At 58.2% G+C, this 21,204-nt stretch carries 11 protein-coding genes; 8 read left to right on the forward strand and 3 right to left on the reverse strand.

Annotated features, from left to right (window positions below; genetic code table 11):
• Nucleotides 1-3: 3 nt before the first annotated feature.
• The 3 genes from fghA to B7G52_RS02790 are packed head-to-tail and all read right to left on the reverse strand — an operon-like array spanning nucleotide 4 to nucleotide 2,907.
• The gene (gene fghA, locus B7G52_RS02780) at nucleotides 4-873 is read right to left on the reverse strand and encodes an S-formylglutathione hydrolase (RefSeq protein WP_096696118.1); all 870 of its coding nucleotides are present in this window, start codon (nucleotides 871-873) and stop codon (nucleotides 4-6) included.
• Complete coding sequence (locus B7G52_RS02785) at nucleotides 870-1,784, reverse strand: alpha/beta fold hydrolase (protein ID WP_096696120.1); 915 nt, start codon at nucleotides 1,782-1,784, stop codon at nucleotides 870-872. The genes fghA and B7G52_RS02785 overlap by 4 nt, the downstream gene beginning before the upstream one ends.
• Nucleotides 1,785-1,800: 16 nt before the next feature.
• The gene (locus tag B7G52_RS02790) at nucleotides 1,801-2,907 is read right to left on the reverse strand and encodes an S-(hydroxymethyl)glutathione dehydrogenase/class III alcohol dehydrogenase (RefSeq protein ID WP_096696121.1); all 1,107 of its coding nucleotides are present in this window, start codon (nucleotides 2,905-2,907) and stop codon (nucleotides 1,801-1,803) included.
• A 373-nt stretch (nucleotides 2,908-3,280) separates the two neighbouring features.
• Between B7G52_RS02790 and B7G52_RS02795 the strand changes: the two genes are divergently transcribed.
• The 8 genes from B7G52_RS02795 to B7G52_RS02830 all read left to right on the forward strand — a co-directional run bounded on the left by B7G52_RS02795 (nucleotide 3,281) and on the right by B7G52_RS02830 (nucleotide 21,196).
• Entirely contained in the window at nucleotides 3,281-5,431 is a 2,151-nt protein-coding gene (locus B7G52_RS02795; RefSeq protein ID WP_096696122.1) for a peptidase domain-containing ABC transporter, read from the forward strand.
• Complete coding sequence (locus B7G52_RS02800; protein ID WP_141397375.1) at nucleotides 5,428-6,699, forward strand: glycosyltransferase; 1,272 nt, start codon at nucleotides 5,428-5,430, stop codon at nucleotides 6,697-6,699. The genes B7G52_RS02795 and B7G52_RS02800 overlap by 4 nt, the downstream gene beginning before the upstream one ends.
• Before the next feature lie 61 nt (nucleotides 6,700-6,760).
• On the forward strand, nucleotides 6,761-7,366 hold the full coding sequence (locus B7G52_RS02805; RefSeq protein ID WP_096696126.1) for a hypothetical protein: 606 nt from the start codon (nucleotides 6,761-6,763) through the stop codon (nucleotides 7,364-7,366).
• A 1-nt stretch (nucleotide 7,367) separates the two neighbouring features.
• Entirely contained in the window at nucleotides 7,368-9,209 is a 1,842-nt protein-coding gene (locus B7G52_RS24365) for a hypothetical protein (protein WP_170954661.1), read from the forward strand.
• A complete protein-coding gene (locus B7G52_RS02815) occupies nucleotides 9,206-9,811 on the forward strand; it encodes a hypothetical protein (RefSeq protein WP_096696130.1) in 606 nt (201 codons plus the stop codon). The genes B7G52_RS24365 and B7G52_RS02815 overlap by 4 nt, the downstream gene beginning before the upstream one ends.
• Nucleotides 9,812-9,813: 2 nt before the next feature.
• Nucleotides 9,814-11,604, forward strand: coding sequence for a hypothetical protein (locus tag B7G52_RS24370; RefSeq protein WP_096696131.1), 1,791 nt, complete (start codon nucleotides 9,814-9,816; stop codon nucleotides 11,602-11,604).
• Nucleotides 11,601-12,203: a hypothetical protein gene (locus B7G52_RS02825; protein ID WP_096696133.1), complete on the forward strand. Its 603-nt coding sequence runs from the start codon at nucleotides 11,601-11,603 to the stop codon at nucleotides 12,201-12,203. The genes B7G52_RS24370 and B7G52_RS02825 overlap by 4 nt, the downstream gene beginning before the upstream one ends.
• A gap of 2 nt (nucleotides 12,204-12,205) precedes the next feature.
• Entirely contained in the window at nucleotides 12,206-21,196 is an 8,991-nt protein-coding gene (locus B7G52_RS02830; protein ID WP_096696135.1) for a VCBS domain-containing protein, read from the forward strand.
• Nucleotides 21,197-21,204: the final 8 nt, after the last annotated feature.

Below are 21,204 nucleotides of genomic sequence, written 5' to 3' on the forward strand. Positions count from 1 at the left end.
CTGCTACTGCGACAGCTGGCGTGCGTGGTGGTTCAGGTGGTCGGCCATGAAGGTGGCGATGAAGTAATAACCGTGGTCGTAGCCCGCATGCCGGCGCAGCTGCAAGGCCTGGCCGGCCTGGGCACAAGCGGCTTCAAAGAGATGCGGGTGCAACTGCTCCAACAAGAATTTGTCGGCCAGGCCCTGGTCGATCAGGATGCCGCCGGGATAGGGCGCCGAACGCACGCTGGCCATCAGGACCGAGGCGTCGTGCGCGGACCAGGTGGCGGTGTCGGCGCCCAGGTAGCCGGTGAAGGCCTTGTGGCCCCAGGGGCACTGGCTGGGCGCGCAGATCGGCGCAAAAGCCGAGACCGACTTGAACAGACCGGGGTGGCGCAACGCCAGCGTCAGCGCGCCGTGACCACCCATCGAATGGCCGAAGATGCCGATGCGGCTGGCGTTGAGGGGCAGGGTGGCGGTCAGCAGCGGCAGCAGCTCGGTGGTGAGGTAGCTTTCCATGCGGTAGTGTTGCGACCACGGGGCCTGCGTGGCATCGAGGTAAAAGCCGGCCCCGACGCCAAAGTCCCAGCTCTCGGCTTCGCCGGGAAGGTTGGCGCCGCGCGGGCTGGTGTCGGGCGCGATCAGCGCCAAGCCGAGGCGGGCGGCCAGGCGCTGCGCGCCGGCCTTGACCATGAAGGTTTCCTCGTTGCAGGTCAGTCCCGCCAGGTAGACCAGCGCGGGCACCGTGCCGCCGGCGGCATCTATCGCGGCCTGCGGTGGCAGGAAGACCGAAAACTTCATCGGCAGGCCGATGGTGCTGGAGGCGTGCTGGTAGAAACGCTGCACACCGCCGAAGCAGGCGTGTTCGCTGAGGAGTTCGGGCGATGTGTTCATGTCGGGAGTCGCTGCTGCACGAGTTCAAGCACGGCATCGGCAAACAGCTGCGGCTTTTCCTGCGGCAGGTTGTGGCCGGCGCCGGGCACGATGCGGTGTGAACGCGGGCCGGTGAAGAGGCGCGCGTGTTGGTCTGCGGCGGCGGGCGGGCGCACCCCGTCGTCGGTGCCGTCGAAGGTGATGCTGGGCACGGTGATGGGCGGCTGCACCGCCAGGCGCCGCTCGATGTCGGCCAGCGCCGGATCACCGGCCACCAGGCCGAAGCGATGGCGGTAGGAGTGGATGACAACTTCCACAAAGTCCGGGTTGTCGAACGCGGCGGCGCTGCGCTCAAACGTGGCGTCATCAAAGGTCCAGGTCGGCGACCACAGTTTCCAGAGCAGCCGGCACAGGGCACGCCGGTTGGCCGTCAGGCCCGCGCGGCCGCGCTCGCTGTGGAAGTAATACTGGTACCAGAGGCTGTGCTCGTTGTCCGGCGTGTCCGGCACCATGGCCCTGGCGATGTTCTGGATGTTGTAGCTGTTGAGCGACACCAGCCCGGCGCAGCGTTCGGGCCAGAGGGCCGCCACCACGCAGGCCGCGCGGCCACCCCAGTCGTAACCCGCGAGCACGGCGCGTGGCACGGCCAGCGCATCCATGAGCGCCAGCAGGTCGGCGCCCAGCGCGGCCTGCTCGCCCGATCGTGGCGTGGCGTCGCTGAGAAAACGCGTGGCGCCATAGCCGCGCAGGCTCGGCACATACACCCTGCAGCCTTGCGCTGCCAGCAAGGGCGCCACTTCGGCGTAGGCATGCATGTCGTAAGGGAAACCGTGCATCAGAAACACCGGCGGGCCATCCGCTGGCCCGGTCTCGTGCAGGGCCACGTCCAGCACACCGGCTGTGACATGGCGCAGGGGCTGGAGCGTTTTCATGGCCCTGGCTTCCGTGTCAGTAGAGCACCACGCCGCGGATCGACTCGCCGCTTTTCATCAGGTCGAAGCCCTTGTTGATGTCTTCGAGCGGCATGGTGTGCGTGATCAGATCGTCGATGTTGATCTTGCCGTCCATGTACCAGTCCACAATTTTCGGCACGTCGGTGCGGCCGCGCGCGCCGCCGAAGGCCGAGCCTTCCCACTTGCGGCCGGTGACCAGCTGGAAGGGCCGCGTGCTGATCTCGGCGCCGGCCTCGGCCACGCCGATGATGATGCTGCGGCCCCAGCCCTTGTGGGTGCATTCGAGCGCCTGGCGCATCACGGTCGTGTTGCCTATGCATTCGAAGCTGTAGTCGGCGCCGCCGTCGGTCAGCTGCACGATGGCGTCCACCACGTTATCCACTTCCTTCGGATTGATGAAGTGGGTCATGCCGAACTTGCGCGCCATGGCCTGGCGGGCCGGGTTGATGTCCACGCCGATGATCTTGTCGGCGCCCACCATGCGGGCGCCCTGGATCACGTTCAGGCCGATGCCGCCCAGGCCGAACACCACCACGTTGGCGCCGGCTTCCACCTTGGCGGTGAACAGCACCGCGCCAATGCCGGTGGTCACGCCGCAGCCGATGTAGCAGACCTTGTCGAACGGTGCGTCCTCGCGGATCTTGGCCAGCGAAATTTCAGGCGCCACCGTGTAGTTGCTGAAGGTCGAGGTGCCCATGTAGTGGAAGATGGGCTGGCCATCCAGGCTGAAGCGGCTGGTCGCGTCGGGCATCAGGCCCTTGCCCTGGGTGCCGCGTATCAGCTGGCACAAATTGGTCTTGCGCGACAGGCAGAACTTGCACTGGCGGCATTCCGGCGTGTACAGCGGAATAACGTGGTCGCCCTTTTTGAGCGTGGTCACGCCGGGCCCGACATCGACCACGATGCCAGCGCCTTCATGGCCGAGGATGGCCGGGAAGATGCCTTCCGGGTCGGCGCCCGACAGCGTGTAGTAGTCGGTGTGGCAAATGCCGGTGGCCTTGATCTCGACCAGCACCTCGCCGAACTTCGGACCTTCGAGGTCAACGGTTTCAATGGTCAGGGGTTGGCCTGCTTTCCAGGCGACGGCGGCTTTGGTTTTCATGGGGGTGGGATTTGTGCTGAGGGTGATAGACAGGTGAACAGGCACTATATGCCAGCTCCGGTCGCCCGCATTCTGGACGGCAAGCAGGGTTACAACTCGCATGCAGGTGGGAAATGGTGAATTCCAGTACAAAGTGCGCGCCTGTCACAAGACGTGGACTAGTTAGAGGTGGCCCGACCGTGCCATTTATCTTTCGCCAGTGAAGGGTAAGTGTTTACCCTGATTTTGACTTGCACCCCTGTCATAGTTGACAGGGGTGCAAGTTGCATAGCTTTCTTTTTTGGATAAATTGACGGCGTTTCAATATGTTTCAAACGTGTATTTTTGAAAATAAATAGAACGCAGAGTTCAGTTGTGATGGGGAGGGCGACAGGTGCAATACATTGAATCGAGGGAGTTGCTCTGGGCGCTGGGGTCGTGCTGTGCATTGCATGGTAAGCCCTTCGATCCTCAGCTATTGCTAAAACAGCATGCACCGCCGTATTCCGCCGCCACCTTGGTCACGGCCTCGCGTGCCCTGGGCTTCCAGGCGCGCCTGCTCGGGGTCGCCTCTTCGGAACTGGTGGGCATTTCAATAACCGCAGTTCTCTTGCTCGACGCCGTGGAGGGTCAACCGGGTCTTGGCCTCCTCGTGAATGCCGACGCCAACAGCATCACCTGGATTGCCGCCAGCTCCAACGACTCGAACACCCAACCCTTGGCTGAGTTCGAAGCGCGATTTAGCGGGCAGATTTTGCTGCTGCAGCCCCAGGTCGAGGCGGTCAACGACCCCGACCAGCCCCAACCGGGATCTGCTTCGTTCGGTTTCCGCTGGTTCGTGCCCGAACTGCTCAAACACCGTAAGGTCTGGCGCGATGTGTTGTGGGCGTCATTGGTGCTGCAACTGCTCGCCTTGGGGCTGCCGCTTTTCACGCAGGCCATCATAGACAAGGTCGTCGTCCACCAGACGCAAAGCACTTTGATCGCGATTGCCATCGGCATGGCGATTTTCATGATCGCCACCGCCATCCTGACCTGGGTGCGGCAATACCTGGTGCTGCACACCGGCAACCGGGTTGATGCGGTGTTGGCAGCCGAAGTGTTTGACCATCTCTTCAAATTGCCGCCGCGCTATTTCCAGAACCGGCCCACCGGCGTGGTTGCGGCCCGCTTGCATGGTGTAGAAACCATTCGGGAATTTGTCAGTTCTGCCGCCATCACCTTGGTTCTCGATTTGCCATTTATGCTGATTGCCGTGGCGGTGATGTTTTACTACTCGGTGCCGCTGACCTTGATCGCGCTGGGCATTTTGACCGTCATCGGGATCTTGTCGGTGCTTGTGGCGCCCGTCTTCCAAACCCGGCTGAACGAGCAGTTCATGCTTGGCGCGCGCAACCAGGCGTTTGTGACTGAATACATCGCCGGTTTTGAGACCGTCAAGAGCCTGCAGTTCGAGCCCCAACTGAAGGCCAAATATTCGGGCTACCTGGCCACCTACTTGCAATCGGGCTTCAAGACCAAGCAGATAGGAAACACCTACAACGTCGTCGCTTCTACGCTGGAGCAGATGATGACCTTGCTCATTCTGTTGGTGGGCGCCTGGATAGTGATGAACCCACCGACCGACGGAAAGGGGGCGGTTTTTACCATCGGCATGCTGGTGGCCTTTCAGATGTTTGCCGGCAAGCTGAGCCAGCCAATGATGCGCCTGGTCGGGCTGTGGCAGCAGTTTCAGCAGGCCAGCCTGGCTGTTGCGCGTTTGGGTGATCTGATGAACGCGCCAGTTGAGCCTTACAGTTTGACGCCTGGCCGTCAGGGCGCAGGGCAAGGCCGCATCGAGATCGACCGCATCGCCTTTCGCTATGCCGATGATTTGCCATATTTGTATGAAAACCTCAGCCTGAACATCGAGCCCGGTCGCACCATCGCGCTGATGGGGCCCAGCGGCTCAGGCAAAAGCACGCTGGCCAAACTTCTGCAAGGTTTTTATTGGCCCACCAATGGCCAGATCAAGCTCGATGGCATCGACATCCGCCACCTCAGCGCGAATGAGTTGCGCGCCACCTTTGGCGTGGTGCCGCAGGAAACCGTATTGTTCAGCGGCACGATCTACGACAACCTCGCCATGGCTAATCCGCACGCCACCTTTGAGCAAGTGGTGCAGGCTTGCAAGATGGCGGAGATTCATGCCACCGTTGAAGCGCTGCCCCAGGGCTACCAAACGACCGTCGGAGAGCGCGGCGCAGGCCTTTCCGGCGGGCAAAAGCAACGCCTGGCTATTGCGCGTGCCCTGCTGAAGCGGCCCAAGGTGCTGATTTTTGACGAGGCGACCAGTGCGCTCGATGCGGAGACCGCCGAACATTTTGCCAAGACCATCAATGGCCTGAAGGGCAAAGTTACGATGGTGTTTATTACGCATGCCTTGCCCAAGACCTTGCGGGTCGATGAAGTGATTCATCTGAGCAAAGACGGCGCCCGGCAAATACGCACCGTTTCCAGCCCGCCCACCCCTGGCGCAGTGCATCAGGTCTCGGAGGGCGCTTGAAATCTGTTTCCACGCCCTTGCGAGTCTTGATTGTCTGGGAGTTGGGAACTCATCTTGGGCATCTGCTGCGCCTGCTGCCGGTTGTGACTGAGCTGATTGGCAAGGGGCATGAGGTGTTGCTCGCAGTTCCTGATCCTGCCTTTGCCCACAAGTTCTTGGGTAACGCGCAAGTCAAATGCGTTCAATGTCCGACGTCTCGCTCCCGGCCTGGGAGCGAGCAACAGGAAGGCGACGTCGTCTGTTATGCCGACATCCTGGGTAGATACGCTTTTGGGGACGAAGAAGGGCTTGCGGACGCATTGACACTTTGGGCATCATTGATCGGAGAGTTCAAACCAGATGTACTCCTTATCGAGTTTGCCCCGCTCGCCATGCTGGCAGCAAGGCTGCATCAATTACCCGCGGTGCACCTGGCTATAGGCTGGGAAGCACCGCCACAATCCAGAACACTGCCGATCATCCGCGCATCGCCAACGGTAGACCAAGCTTCGGTGTTCGAAAGGGAAGCTGCGCTGGTAAGGCGTATCAACAGTCACTGCGTCAACGCGGGTGTGGCGGAGCTTCAGTGGTTGAGCGATCTCTACAAGAGCGCCACTCAGTTGATTGCCACCTTGCCGGAAACCGATCATTTTGGCCCACGGCTACAGGGCCGATATGTCGGCCCGCTGTTTTCTACAGAATTTGGACCGGTGGTACGGTGGCCTGAACCGTCCGCAGAGCACGCAACACGTCGGGTGTTTATGTACCTTCAGCCAGACCGGGCGAACTTGGCGCTTCTGAAAGCGCTGAAAAACCTGGGGGCACGGGTGATCGCAGTGCTGCCAGGGCTTCAGGCAAGTGCTGCAACGTGCTTGAATGATGGCCACGTTCAACTCTATTCGCATCCAGTCAGGCTCGCTGGGCTCCTCGAAAAGGCTGATTTCGTCATCACAAATGCGGGGCATGGCCTGGTCGCGGCGAGTTTGCTTGCAGGCACTCCTCTGCTATTGATTCCACGCAACTTTGAACAGGTCATGCTAGCCAAGCGAATCAAATCCACAGGTGCGGCACATGTGTTGCCGCGGGAACACGTGGCCGTCCGTGCGCATGAAGCCATAGAGCGCCTCGTGAACGACGCGTATGCGCGTGAAGCAGCGAAGACCATCGCACGAAAGTATGTCGCTTGCACTCAAGACGGTGTGATTGCGAAGGTGGTTGATGCAGTCGAAACGGTTTTTTCGAAACATCAAAAGACTGCTGTCGAAAAAATCGCAGCACTGCCCGTATGACGCCAAAAACTGTCAGTTATTTTTCAAATCTGTGGTCAATACAACAAGACGGAGCTTGCGCATGAAAGTACTGAAACGATTTTCGATCATCCTGGCCTTCGGAGCTAGCGTTCTGCTGTCGGCTTGCAGCAAAACCGTGCAGTGGGAAGAAGAAGTTCTCCTGAATACGGGTCAGACGATTTGGGTCAAGCGTACGGTTGTTTATTCGCGGCAGGGTGGGGCGGGAAATCCGCTGGACACTGCCTATCGGCCGGAGAAAGACCAAGCCTTAGAGTTCACATGGAAGGGAAAAACCTTTCACTACAAGGGAGAAGCTCGGATTATGGTGCTTGCTGTCTCGCCACATGGGCAACCTTCCTTGATTGCTCCGGCAGAGGCGAATTCATGGAACTGGCGGCACAAGTATCTTTGTACAGCTCCGTTTTACGTTCAACTTGTGCCAGATGAGAACGGCAAGAACTGGACTTGGCCTACCAGCATCGAGCCCTGGCTTTACAACCTCCCTACAAACTTGCTGCTGGACATCGGCGACCCTAACAAGATGGAGACTAAATATCTGCAGGCAGAAAAAATGAAACAACCGTTCTGGACCGATCCTCAATCTCAGTACATGCAAAAGATTGACCCCGCCTTCAATGGCGATCTGTGCAAGAAGAAGGAAAAATGAAATGGCTAGCAAAGAAGAACTGGCGCAACTTTCGCTTTACGTTTACAACGTAACTGGCCGTTTGGACAATCGGCCGGAACTACCTTCAGTCGACTGGAGGGTACTCGAATACCACCCCGACGACGCCACCGGCTTCTCCTACGGCGTCTTTCAAAACAGCGCAACCGGCGAAGTCGTAGTTTCATACACCGGTACCAATGAAAAGAAGGCTGCTGACTTTCTGCTGGCAAACCTGCCTGCGGGGGCGGGGTTGTACAGTCCACAGGTCGCGGCTGCCGCGCTCGTCGCGGGGCGGATCATCGAAAAGTACGGCGCAGCCAACGTCAGCTTCACCGGCCACAGCTTGGGCGGTGGCCTGGCCTCAGTCATGGCCGTCTGGTTCGCCCGGCCTGCGGCGGTTTTTGATTCCGCGCCCTTCGAGATCACCGCGCGCAATCCGAATGCAGTTGATGCCGCAAAGGAAGGACTGGCGGCGGTCGGGATCATCAATCCATCGCTCAACAGCTATGGGGTATTCGGCAACTTTACGGAACGCGAAGCCGCTGTCACTGGCTACTATACGTCTGAAGAAGCGCTACAGCTTCTGCGGATGTTCCTGCCCGACGTAGTAGGCACGCAAAATCGAATCGAGTTCGGCGTAGACAACATGCTCAGCCGTCGTATCGACCTGCACTCGCAAGCGTTGCTGACAGCCGGACTGATGAGTGAAAGCTTTCGCTTGTCCACCGTTGCCGTGCAACGCAGCATTCCCTTGATCCTGGACGGCAAGCTATACGCCTACGATGCTGCATCCAGCACTGAACGCAACTTCGTGGTCGACCTCATCCGCAGCGAGCAAGGTACAGGCGACAAACTGACCCACTTCGCCGCCGACCTGCAAAAGCTAGGCACCAACATCGCCGGTCTGAACAAAGCCGCGCAAGACACCCTCATCGCCCAAGGCATCGAATGGTACTACTGGCAGGATAAGGATTACGCGGGCAAGGAATTCTTTACCCAAACCGGCGCATTGTTGCAATACACCACCGCCATCGGTGATGGTCTGAAAGGCGCGGAGAACAAGGCAGCCATCTACACCAAGCTCTGGCTCGACCCCAAGGCGCTGGCCCATGGTGCCTATGCCGTGGCCACCACCTACGAGCAGTGGAACGTCAATACGGGCACCGGCGCGGTGACTGCCACGGCGCGCGATGTCGACAAAAGCCAGATCTTCGTCGGGCAGGGTGGCGCCGACAATTTCACCGGGGGTAACAAGAACGATGTGCTGCTGGCCGATGATGGCGACGACACCCTGGATGGCGGCAAAGGCGACGACAAGCTCTATGGCGGCAACGGCAACGGCAACGGCAACGGCAACGGCAACGGCAACGGCACCGACACCTACACCTTCACCTTCACCTTCACCTTCACCTTCACCTTCACCTTCACCTCCAGCGACCTGGCCGGCTGGGGAACCGACACCATCAGTGATACCGACGGCATCATCAAGATAGATGCCGACACCCTGAGCGGTGGCAAAAGCATCAGCCCCCTGCTCGGGCGCGCCTGGATCAGCGACGACAAGAAATACCAGTTCCAGTTCAAGCCTGATGCGTTGACCCCCAACGGCACCGCGGCTGACAGCACCGGCACCTTCATCACTCACGGCACGGGCGCTGAGAAGGTCAAAAACGATCGAATCAATAGCAACAAAAGACCAACCGAAAAGGGCTACCAGCATAAATTGTGCAAACCTGCAATCAGTCGGAGGTTGCTGATACGTAATGAGAACGGTGGCATCGATGCGTGGTCGCGAATACAAACACACAGGCATTTCAACGCTGAAAAGAGGGCTCTCGCATGAACAGTTTCAAACGAATCGCAACGGTCTTGGCCTTGGCGGCGACAACGCTGCTATCGGCGTGCAGCAAAACCGTGCAGTGGGAAGAAGAAGTTCCTCTGAATACTGGGGAGGCGATTTGGGTCAAACGGACCGTTGTGTACTCCGCGCAGGGTGGCGCAGGTAACCCGCTGGACATCAAGTATCGGCCCGAGAGAGACGAGGCGATTGAGTTCGCTTGGAACGGGAAGACCTATCGCTATCAAGGGGATGCACGAATCATGCTACTGGCTATTTCTCCACAGAAGAAACCTGTGCTTGTAGCTAGAGCCGAGGATAACGCGTGGGAAGCTCGGCACAACTATCCTTGCACCATTCCCTATTACGTCCAACTCGTGCCGGATCAAACTGGCAACGCATGGACATGGCCTTCAAAGATCGAATCATGGCTGTACGATCTCGTGCCGAATTTGTTGCTCGAGCGCCATGCACCAAATCAAATGAAAAAGCGATACTCCGCACAGGAGCGACAGACTGAAGATTACCCAGGCGCAGTTCAAAGCCCATCGAAACAGCGGATCGACCCCGCCTTCACCGGCGACTTGTGCAAAAGAAAGGAAAAATGACCATGGCCTCGAAAGAAGTTGCAGCTCAACTCGCTCTGTATGTTTACAACGTAACCCGCAATCTGGAAAACCGACCTGAGCTTCCAGATGGTTGGGCTCGACTCGAATACCACCCCGACGACGCCATCGGCTTCTCCTACGGCGTGTTCCAAAACAGCGCCACAGGTGAGGTGGTCGTTTCGTTCACCGGCACCAACGAAAAGCAAGTCGCTGACTTCTTGTTAGCCAATTTGCCTGCTGGCGTGGGCTTGTCAAGCTTGCAAGTCAATGCAGCAGCCCGTGTAGCGGCCAACGCAATAAGTACCTATGGCGCGAGTAACGTCACGTTCGCAGGCCACAGCCTGGGCGGTGGCCTGGCCTCCATCATGGGCGTGTGGTTTGACAGGCCGTCCACTGTGTTTGACCCGGCCCCCTTTGAAGCCACGGCGCGCAATCCCTTGGCAGTCTTGTCCGCAAGGAACTGGATATCGTTGACGACAGGTCTTTCAAACCCTGCGCTGAACAGCTTCGAGGTACTGGGTAACTTTACGCAGCGCGAAGCCGCCGTAACCAGCTACTATTCCTCCGAAGAGGCTCTGCAACTCTTGCGCATGTTTCTACCCACCGTCACGGGCACAGAAAACCGTGTCGAGTTCGGTGTGGATAACATGCTCAGCCGTCGCATTGACTTGCACTCACAAGCTCTATTGACCGCCGGCTTGATGAGCGAGAGTTTCCGCGTGTCAACCATTGCCGTGCAGCGCAGTATCCCTCTGATGATGGATGGCAACTTGTATGCCTATGACGTCGCTTCGAGTAACCAGCGCAACTTCCTCATCGACCTGATCCGCAGCGAACAAGGCACCGGCGACAAACTCACCCACTTCGCTTCCGACCTAAACAAGCTAGGCACCAACATCGTCGGCCTGAACAAGCAGGCCCAAGACGCCATCATCGCCCAAGGCATCGAATGGTACTACTGGCAGGATAAGGATTACGCGGGCAAGGAATTCTTTACCCAGACCGGCGCCTTGCTGCAATACACCCTCGCGCAAAGCGAGGTCAAGGCAGACGGCACATCACTCACCAACCTAAACAAAGCGGCCATCTACGCCAAGCTCTGGCTCGACCCCAAGGCCGCAGCCCATGGTGCTTATGGCGTGGGCACCAGCTACGAGCAGTGGAACGTCAACACAGGCACCAGTGCGGTGACCGCCACGGCGCTCAATCTAGACAAGAACCAGATATTTATAGGCAACTTTGCCGCCGAAACCTTCACCGGTGGCAACAAAAACGACGTGCTGCTGGCCGATGACGGTGAGGACACCCTGGATGGCGGCAAAGGCGACGACAAGCTCTACGGCGGAACCGGAACTGACACCTACGTCTTTACCTCCACAGACCTGGCAGGCTGGGGGACGGACACCATCGTCGACAGTGACGGCACGGGCATCATCAAGATAGATGCCGACACCTTGAGTGGGGGTAAAAGCATCAGCCCCCTGCTCGGGCGCGCCTGGATCAGCGACGACAAGAAATACCAGTTCCAGTTCAAGCCCAATGCGCTCACGCCTGCCGGCACAGCGGCGGACAGCACCGGCGTCTTCATCACTCACGGCACGGGCGCTGAGAAGATCAAAAACGATCGAATCAATAGCAACAAAAGACCAACCGAAAAGGGCTACCAGCATAAATTGTGTAAACCTGCAGTCAGTCGGAGGGCGATCACACGTGATCTAAGCGGTGGCATCGATGCGCGGTCGCGAATGCAAACACACAGGCACTTCAACACTGAAAAGAGGGTTCACGCATGAACAGTTTCAAACGCATCGCAACAATCCTGGCCTTGGCCGCGACAACGCTGCTATCGGCGTGCAGCAAAACCGTGCAATGGGAGGAAGAGGTTCCGCTGAACACGGGAGAGACGATTTGGGTCAAGCGCAGCGTCGTGTACAGCCTCAAGGGAGCAGGTGGCAACCCGTTTGACATTGGCTACGGCCAAGACAAAACGGAAATGCTCTCGTTCCAGTGGGGTGGCAAGAAGTACGTCTATGAAGGCGAAGCCGCGCTCATGTTGCTCGCCATATCGCCACAGAAGCAGCCCGTGCTCGTGGCGCCAGCAGCAGATAGAGGCTGGGACTGGAATCACAACTACTACTGCGCCACCCCGCACTATGTGCAGTTTGTGCCCGATGCGAGTGGCCGCGAATGGCCGTGGCCACCTGAGATCGAACCTTGGGTGTATGGCATGTCGCACAACCTGATGCGCCAACGCCGAAAGCCTGAAGAAATGAAGACTAGATATACCGCACAGCAACGAGACGAAGAAGATCGAATTTTGTCAATACAGACGCCATCTCGAGTCACTATTGATGCAAAGCACATTAGTAAAAACTGCAAAAAGAGAGGTTAATCATGGCAACAACTCAAGAATACGCATTGCTTTCCTTGTACGTCTATAACGTGGAGAACGATGCTGAAAATCGCCCCGACCTCCCCCAAGGCTGGACTCTGCTTGAAAACATAGACGACAACCTTCTCGGCTTTTCTTACGGCGTCTTCAAGCGCTCAGGCACAAACGAAATCGTGCTGGCCTACACGGGTACAAACGAGAATGTCGACTGGGCAAGCAACGCCACAGCCGGTATTGGACTACCGTCCTGGCAGGTGACCAACGCGGCCTTGGTGTACCAGCAGGTAAAACAAACGTACGGCGGCAACATCACCCTGAGCGGGCATTCCCTGGGTGGCGGCTTGGCCTCTGTCATGGCGACCTGGTTCAACCGGCCGGCTGTCGTGTTTGACGAAGCGCCGTTCCAACTCACTGCGGCAAATCCGGTGATGCTCGCGTTGGTAAGAGCGCAGCTCTTCTTGGCTGGCTATTCCGATGCCGCGATGGACAAAGCGATCAGTGACTTCTCCAGCCGTGAAGCACAAGTCGCCAACCACTATCTGCAAGGTGAAATTTTGAACGCCTTGCGTTTTGATGCCAACACGGTGGCGGGTAGCGACACCCGGATCGATATCAATGGCAGTCAGGCGACTGCTGTTCAATTGCATTCGTTGGCCCTGCTGACTGCGGCCCGGATGAACGACGGTTTCAGGTTGGCCACTTATGCATCCACCAGTGTGGTGCCACTGATCATGGACGACAAGCTGTACGCTTTTAACACCGGAACAAGTGTTGAAAAGAATTTCCTGGTAGACCTGATCCGCAGCGAACAAAGCGCGGTCGTAGGCCAAGGCAAACTCACCCACTTCGCCGCCGACCTGAACAAACTCGGCACCGACATAGCCGGCCTGAACAAACAAGCGCAGGACGCCTTGATAGCCCAAGGCATCGAGTGGTACTACTGGCAAGGCACCGATTACGCAGGCAAGGAATTCTTCACCCAGACGGGTGCCCTGCTGCAATACACCAGCGCCATCGGTGATGGCCTGCAAGGCGCGCAAAATAAAGCGGCCATCTACACCAAGCTCTGGCTCGACCCGAAGGCGCTGGCCCATGGCGCCTATGCCGTGGCCACCACCTACGAGCAGTGGAATGTCAATACAGGCACCAGTGCGGTGACCGCCACGGCGCGCGATGTCGACAAAACCCAAATCTTCGTTGGCAACTTTGCTGCCGAAACCTTCACCGGCGGCAACAAGAACGACGTGCTGCTGGCCGATGATGGCAACGACACCCTGGACGGCGGCAAAGGCGACGACAAGCTCTATGGTGGTAACGGCACCGACACCTACACCTTTACCTCTAGCGACTTGGCCGGCTGGGGGACGGACACCATCGGGGATACCGACGGCACTGGCATCATCAAGATAGATGCCGACACCCTGAGCGGCGGCAAAAGCATCAGCCCGCTGCTCGGGCGCGCCTGGATCAGCGACGACAAGAAATACCAGTTCCAGTTCAAGCCCAATGCGCTCACCCCCAACGGCACCGCGGCTGACAGCAATGGCACTCTTGTGATTCACCGCACCGGGCGGCTGGCAGACAAGGAGGCCATCGTCCTGAACAACTGGAGCCAGGGCAAGTTCGGCATCACCCTCACCAGTGATGCGGCCCTGCCCGTCAGCCCCACCCAAATCCGTGTCGTGAACGGCGATACCGTGCCAGTGAACACCACCGTCAGTCCGGACACCGGCGAAGTGACCTACACCGGCAGCGCCACCATGGAAGCGCCCGGCAACAGCGATGCGCTCACGGTCTACAACACCTCCAGCAGCATCAAGAAGATCGAAATCTACGGCCTGGACGGCAACGATGCGCTGATTGGCGACGCGGCGCAAAACTTCATCGACGGCGGTGCGGGCAATGACTTGATTGCCGGTGGCGTAGGTTTAAACACGCTGATTGGCGGAGAGGGCAATGACATTATTCTCACGCACGTCACGCCGGGCATTAGTGGACGACGGGGCCCGAACGACAGTTGGATAGCGCCAGAGGATGCCCGAACCGTACTGGCGCAGGGTGCAACGTGGGGGGTATACAAGAATGCGCAGGGCGTGATGCACGTCAGCACCAACAACACGCGTTACGACCCACAGGCTCAAGCGGGCACGGCAGAGGCCAGCAAGACGGTTGACGTTAACTACTTTGCGTACTCTGGAACCATCAATCCGCTGGATGCTGCAATGCAAAGCTGGGTCACTGAGACCGATGCAGGAACGGGCAACGACATCGTTATGGGCGGTATCGCCACAGACATCATCGATCTTGGCGCGGGCGACGACGTGGCTTTTGGTAACTTGGGGCATGACGACATTCGGGGAGGCGCCGGAGCCGACCGAATTTACGGCGATTCGGGCAAGTTTGGCATCAGTTCCGGCCTTGCGTACTACCCGGTTGGGGATGACTTTCTCGATGGTGGCCAGGGCAATGACATTTTGGTTGGTGGCCTGGGTGCTGATATTTTGCATGGAGGAGGCGACGACGACTTGCTGTTTGGTGACTACGTCACTGTCAACGTTGCGCAAACGACAGCAGATGATTGGCTCTTGGGAATTGAGCCGCCTGCCGACGCCTCGATACTCTATTACGACTATGCGGATTACCTGGACGGCGGTGCGGGTGCTGACACCCTGATAGCCGGAGGGGGAAACGACACGCTGCTAGGCGGCGTCGGCGCTGACATATTGCAGGGCGAGCAGGGGGACGACATCCTTGATGGCGGGGCCGACAACGACATGCTCTATGGTGGGGCCGGTGACGACCATATGCAGGGCGGTGCGGGTGACGACGTATTGGTAGGTGGTAGTGGAAGCGACAGTTTGTTCGGAGGGGCGGGGAAAGACACGCTCTACGCCGATGCCGGCAAGGATTTGATGGATGGGGGGGAAGACGACGACACCTATGTGATCGCTTCGGCTCAAGGCGTCAAAGTGATACGTGACGGCGGCGGCGTGGACACTCTGAGGCTTGCATCATGGTTTTCTCTCGACGGATTTCGTTTGGGTTTGGGCTCTCTCAAAATCACCAGCCCCGAAGGCGATGAAATTCACATAGAAGGTTTCGATCCTGAAGACCCCTACGGTAGCGGTGTGATCGAATACTTCGAGCTTGCCTCGGGACAGGTCATCAGCTACAGCGAACTGTTGGCCGCCTTGCCCATGTTTATTGACGGGACTGAAGGCGATGACAGCCTTTTTGGCACCGCACTGAATGACTCCCTCTACGGATTCGATGGCAACGACAATATTGATGGCCGGGCGGGCAATGACTGGATTGACGGCGGAGCCGGCGCCGACCAAATGACCGGAGGCGCCGGTGACGACACCTACCTGGTCGACCAGTCTGGTGATCAGGTCATCGAGTTGGAGGGCCAAGGGCACGACACTGTGATAGCCCAGTTTGACTACACCCTCGCCGTGCCAAACGTTGAAAACCTGGTCCTCGCCGGGGCCGCTGTCAGTGGCACCGGCAACGATTTTGACAACGGGCTGTATGGCAACGAGTTGTCTAACACCCTCATGGGTCTGGCCGGTGATGACATATTGGCCGGAGCTAATGGGAACGACGTTCTTGACGGCGGCTCGGGTGCCGACGTCATGTCGGGAGGCATGGGCAATGACATCTTCCATGTTGACAACCTCGGCGACAGGGTTGAAGACGTGGCGACGACGCGTCAAGCAGGTGTGCTTGTTTCAGGTGGGCAGGACCATGTCTACAGCAGCGTGTCTTACACACTGGGGTCTGGCATTGAGTCGCTGACCCTGGAAGGCGCTGCATCCATTGATGGGCATGGCGCTGTGGAGAGCAACCGTATCGTTGGCAACGCGGCAGACAATGTGCTTACCGCCTATTCCGCAAATGGTCTTCTCGACTATTTCAACCGCGCCCCGTTCAAGATAGCAGGCGATGCCGAGTACGTGCCTTATCTGTCAATGGACGGCGAACGCATGCTGGACCATCTGTATCACAGCTCATTTGAAAAGGAAACCGGGGTTGGGCTGCCGGGGCAAGGCACCTTGCGGATCGACATTTCTTCGCCGCAAGGCGATGAATTGTTCGGGGGTGAAGGAGATGATCAACTTTGGGGCGACATCAATGGCGACCTTTTGGTCGGAGGCGGTGGCAACGATTTGTTGGTGGGCTACTGGGGTGGCGACATTTTGCAGGGCGGAACAGGCGACGACACCTATGTGGTGGATTCGTCAACACAGTGGTGGGACCAGTGGGCCCAGAGGGGGAGCCTTTGGATTCATTTTGAGTACCAAAATGGTGATGACGACCAAATCGTGGAAGAAAACGAGGAAGGGATCGACACGGTCCTTTCGCTCAATGATTACGTGCTGGGCGCCAATCTTGAGAACCTCACCTTGGTCGACGGCTTTGCCAATGGACCGCGCGAGGGTGATCTGACGCAGGATCTGCTGTATGGCGACAGTTATAGCTACGGATACGGGCAGATCGGCGTCGGCAACAATCTGTCCAACGTCATCATCGGTAACAGTCGGAGCAATCAGCTGAACGGTCTCGGAGGCGTAGACACCCTGATTGGCAAGGGGGGCCACGACCGACTCGACGGTGGCACGGGTGACGACCTTATGCAGGGTGGTGATGGCTACGACACCTACGTGGTGGACTCAGTGGGCGATACCGTTGTCGAAGAGAACGCTGACGAGTGGTCGGGTGGCCGGGACGCGGTGGAAACCACGCTGGACGGCTACCGCCTGGGCGCCCATGTGGAAGATCTGTACCTTATGGGTAATGCGAATATCGGCGGCACCGGCAATGAACTTGCCAACGAACTCTACGGCAACAGTGCCGCCAATGTACTTGACGGCCTGGAGGGCGACGATGAACTCTATGGAAACGGCGGGGACGATACGCTTATAGCCGGTAGCGGCAACGACTGGTTGAATGGTGGGATCGGCTCCGACTTCATGTCGGGCGGTCAAGGCGATGACGGCTACAACGTAGACGATGCCGGCGATGTCGTGTCGGAGCTCGATGGTGAAGGGCACGACAGAGTTTATTCTGAGGTTTCCTACACGCTGGGAGCAGGCGTGGAAGATCTGCGCCTTTACGATTCCTCAGTAACCGTCGGCCTGTACGGGCGTGGCAATCAGCTGGCGAACACGATCCATGGTGGGTACAGCGCAAACCGCCTCGAGGGGCTGGAGGGCGACGATACGCTCAATGGTGGCGGCGGAACCGATACGCTGGTAGGTGGCGTTGGAAACGACGTCTACTACACCGACCGTGCGTCAGACGTGGTGATCGAGTTGGCGAATGAGGGGACCGATGAGGTCCGCAGCTCGTCATCCTACTCCCTGTCTGACCATGTGGAAAACCTGACATTGTTGGGTGATTTTTCTACCGACAGCTCGGTAGCCTACGGGTCGCATCAAATCGAGGGGAACAGCGCTGCCAACCGTGTCATTGGCAATGATGGCCACGACACCGCCTTGGGTCACGGTGGTAATGACGCCATGGACGGTCGAGCGGGCAACGATGTTATGGATGGTGGTGATGACGATGACGTGATGTACGGCGGCGCGGACGCCATCTACGCGTATCTTGAAGTCGCAGATCAGTACTACGGCGGCGTTTCCAGACACGTTGAATTGCTGGCTGAGAATGCCGACGAGCTTCATGGGGGCGGCGGAAATGACCAACTGGATGGGGGATCGGGGAACGACCAGCTGTTCGGTGACCAAGGCGATGATGTGCTGCATGGCGGCGCGGATGGCCTGGTTGCCCGCTCCGAGGCCTACATTCAATATGACGTTGAAGTCACCCCAGCCAGCGAGCGGTTTCACACCAATGACGACACGCTCGATGGTGGCGCCGGAAATGACGCCCTGGACGGCGGCTCGGGTAACGATCTTTTGTTGGGTGGCGACGGAGACGACCATCTTTATGGTGGCGATGATGGGCCACTGAATGTAAGCAACAACGATGTCCTCGATGGCGGTGCTGGCATCGACACCATGCGGGGCGGTACGGGCGACGATATTTATATGGTCGACGGCATCGCAACCCTCAATCCGGAAGGCAAACCGGTGCAGGTGAATCTGTGTGATGAAGAACATCGGTTTGGAGTGGATCGCGCGGCAAGTTTCAACTGGACCGCAGACAGCGTTGTCGAGGAGGCGGGGCAGGGCGTTGATGCCGTTTATTCAACAGCCAGCGTCGCAACCGTCAACGTCGAGACGGTCACGCTTTTATCGACCGGCTCGAATCTTGACATTGATGCTTCCACCGGTGCAGGTGACCAGGTCCTGACAGGGAACGTTGGACACAACAGGCTCGATGGCGGGGCCGGCGCCGACCGCATGATCGGCGGGCTCGGCGACGATACCTACCTGGTGGACGACGTTCTCGATCAGGTGGTTGAGAGTGCAAATGAAGGGTTCGACACCGTCCGCACAGCGATCAATGACTTCACTCTTTCGGCCGATCTGGAGGGGCTGGTACTGGAAGACTCAGCGCTGACAGGCAATGGCAACAGTGCCGACAACGTTCTCATTGGCAACTCGCAAGACAACATCCTGTACGGCTTGAACGGTAACGACACCTTGGCTGGCTGGCGCGGAGATGACGAACTCCGCGGTGGCGCCGGAGATGACACTTATGCGTTTTCTCGTGGCGATGGGATCGACACCGTGATTGACTCAGAGGGTAGCGGTCGCCTGCACTTCAGCGGCGACATCGCTGTCTCCGATCTTGTTTTCAGCAGCGTAGGTGACGATCTGCTGATCGATGTCCTCGAAGCCGGGGTGCCGAATGGAGATCGTGTCATCCTCAAAAACTGGATGGTCTCCTCTGAACGTGTGGATAGCCTTTCATTCTGCGGCAATGTGTCGCTTCCATTGGACGAATCCGTACTCAATCGTGCCCCTGAAGCGCTGGCTGACCATGCTGAGGTCGCTGAAGATGTTACGGTGACAGCGTCGGGCAACGTGCTGAGCAACGACAACGATCCCAATGAAGGGCAGACCCTGACCGTCAAAAATCCTGGCACCTTTGCAGGTTTGTACGGCTCATTGACCCTGGCGGGGGATGGAAGTTATCTGTACGTTCTGGACAACGCGCGAGCCGACATACAAGCGCTTGGCGCGGGGGATACCCGGGAGGAAAGTTTTAGCTACACAGTTCATGATGATGGATTTGGGGCGTTGGAAGCGGTATCCACGGTCAGCTTTATCCTCAGGGGAACAAATGACGGGCCGATAGTACTTGCTGATGTTGCGCAAGTTCAGGAGGATGTCACTCCGGAAGTCACCGGTAATGTCCTGACCAACGACAGTGATGTTGATACGGGCGACCATCTGGCCGTGGCTGATTTCGGGGTCAAGGTTGGACAGTACGGCCAGCTGACCCTGGCAGCCAACGGCGACTACGTTTACGCGCTTAATAATGTGGACATCAAGGTTCAGAGCCTTGCTGCTGGCCAGACAGTGACAGATTCATTTAGCTACACTGCTCAGGACGATAGTGTTGAGCCGGCTTTAGGGAACAGTGAGGTCGTCGTTACGGTTACGGGGGTCAACGATGCGCCCGTGCTCAATGTACCGCTGGCGGACCGTGTCGTCGCGGTCGGGCAGACGGTTGCTTTCGGATTGCCCCCGTTAACTTTCTCGGATATTGATCAAGGCGATGTATTGACCTATGCCGCGCAGGCAGTCGATGCTGACGGCAATGTGCAAGCTTTGCCAACTTGGCTAAGTTTCGACGTGGCGACGCGGACTTTTCGTGGCATAGCCGTGGGCGCGACAGATTTCGATATTCGCGTTATCGCTACCGATCGGTCTGGCGCCACCGCGGTTGACGAGTTCAATTTTCAAGCCACCATCTCCGATGATTGCGGCAAGGGCAACGAGGGCGTGGGCAACGGTGAAGACCCGCCGCCACCAGGCCACGACACAAACTGGAACGATGGCCCCGGCACCTCGCCCGGAAAACCGGGGCGCCGCGGTGGCGGTAAAAGAACCTCGACATCTACCGACCCGGGTACCTTGTCCAGCGCTGACGACCAGATTTGGGGCGGCTACGAGGACGGTTGGGATACTGTAATTTCCACTGTCAATTATGTATTGCCAGCGCATATGCAGGCGCTCGTCCTGGACGGTTCTGGCGCGATCAACGCCATGGGGAACTCGCTCGACAATTGGCTGGTCGGCAATTCCGGAAATAATGTTTTGAATGCTGGTTCGGGTAGTGGCACAGACATCCTGCAAGGCGGCCAAGGGCGCGATCAATTGATGGATGCTGCCGGCAGCAATCTGCTCGATGGAGGTGCTGGAGTCGATGTGTTGACAGATGGCGAAGGTGCGAGTTGGCTGTTCGGCGGCAAAGGCAACGACACCATCAATTTTGGTCAAGGTGTCGATTTGCTTGGTTTCAACCGGGGCGATGGCGCCGATATCCTGAACTCAGGACAAGAAGCGCTTGCGAACGACATCGTGAGTCTGGGTAAAGGCATCCGTTATGCGGACCTCAGGCTGGCCAAAAATGGCTCCGATCTGGTGCTTGATGCCGGTTTGGGCGATAGCATCACTTTCTCAAAATGGTACGCAGGCAGCGCTAACAAGGGTGTTTGCAAGCTCCAGATTGTGACTGCGGAGGGTGACTACGACGCAACGTCCACCGACAAGACCCGCAACCAACAGGTCGAGGTGTTTGATTTTTCCAAGCTGGTGCAGAAATTTGATGCAGCGCGTGCTGCGAATCCGGCAACTGCGAATGGCTGGGCCCTCATGAATAGTCTGCTCGATGCGCACTTACAAGGCAGCAACACGGCGGCGCTGGGCGGCGACTTGAGCTACCAGTACGCCACCGCTGGGAGTTTGGCTGGCATTGGCCTGGGCGCTGCCCAGGTCAGTCTGGCGGCGGGCACCGATTGGCAAAACCTGAAAAGCCGCAGTGAGCTCGAACAAGGCAACGTGAAACTGCTGTGACGAAAGAT

Origin of the sequence: Polaromonas sp. AER18D-145, assembly GCF_002379095.1 — a bacterium.
GTDB lineage: Bacteria > Pseudomonadota > Gammaproteobacteria > Burkholderiales > Burkholderiaceae_C > Polaromonas.

What these genes read in the sequence shown, in the direction of transcription:
- fghA (WP_096696118.1), bottom strand. Translation starts at nt 873, where the DNA reads ATGAACACATCGCCCGAACTCCTCAGCGAACACGCCTGCTTCGGCGGT.
- B7G52_RS02785 (WP_096696120.1), bottom strand. Translation starts at nt 1,784, where the DNA reads ATGAAAACGCTCCAGCCCCTGCGCCATGTCACAGCCGGTGTGCTGGAC.
- B7G52_RS02790 (WP_096696121.1), bottom strand. Translation starts at nt 2,907, where the DNA reads ATGAAAACCAAAGCCGCCGTCGCCTGGAAAGCAGGCCAACCCCTGACC.
- B7G52_RS02805 (WP_096696126.1), top strand. Translation starts at nt 6,761, where the DNA reads ATGAAAGTACTGAAACGATTTTCGATCATCCTGGCCTTCGGAGCTAGC.
- B7G52_RS24365 (WP_170954661.1), top strand. Translation starts at nt 7,368, where the DNA reads ATGGCTAGCAAAGAAGAACTGGCGCAACTTTCGCTTTACGTTTACAAC.
- B7G52_RS02815 (WP_096696130.1), top strand. Translation starts at nt 9,206, where the DNA reads ATGAACAGTTTCAAACGAATCGCAACGGTCTTGGCCTTGGCGGCGACA.
- B7G52_RS24370 (WP_096696131.1), top strand. Translation starts at nt 9,814, where the DNA reads ATGGCCTCGAAAGAAGTTGCAGCTCAACTCGCTCTGTATGTTTACAAC.
- B7G52_RS02825 (WP_096696133.1), top strand. Translation starts at nt 11,601, where the DNA reads ATGAACAGTTTCAAACGCATCGCAACAATCCTGGCCTTGGCCGCGACA.
- B7G52_RS02830 (WP_096696135.1), top strand. Translation starts at nt 12,206, where the DNA reads ATGGCAACAACTCAAGAATACGCATTGCTTTCCTTGTACGTCTATAAC.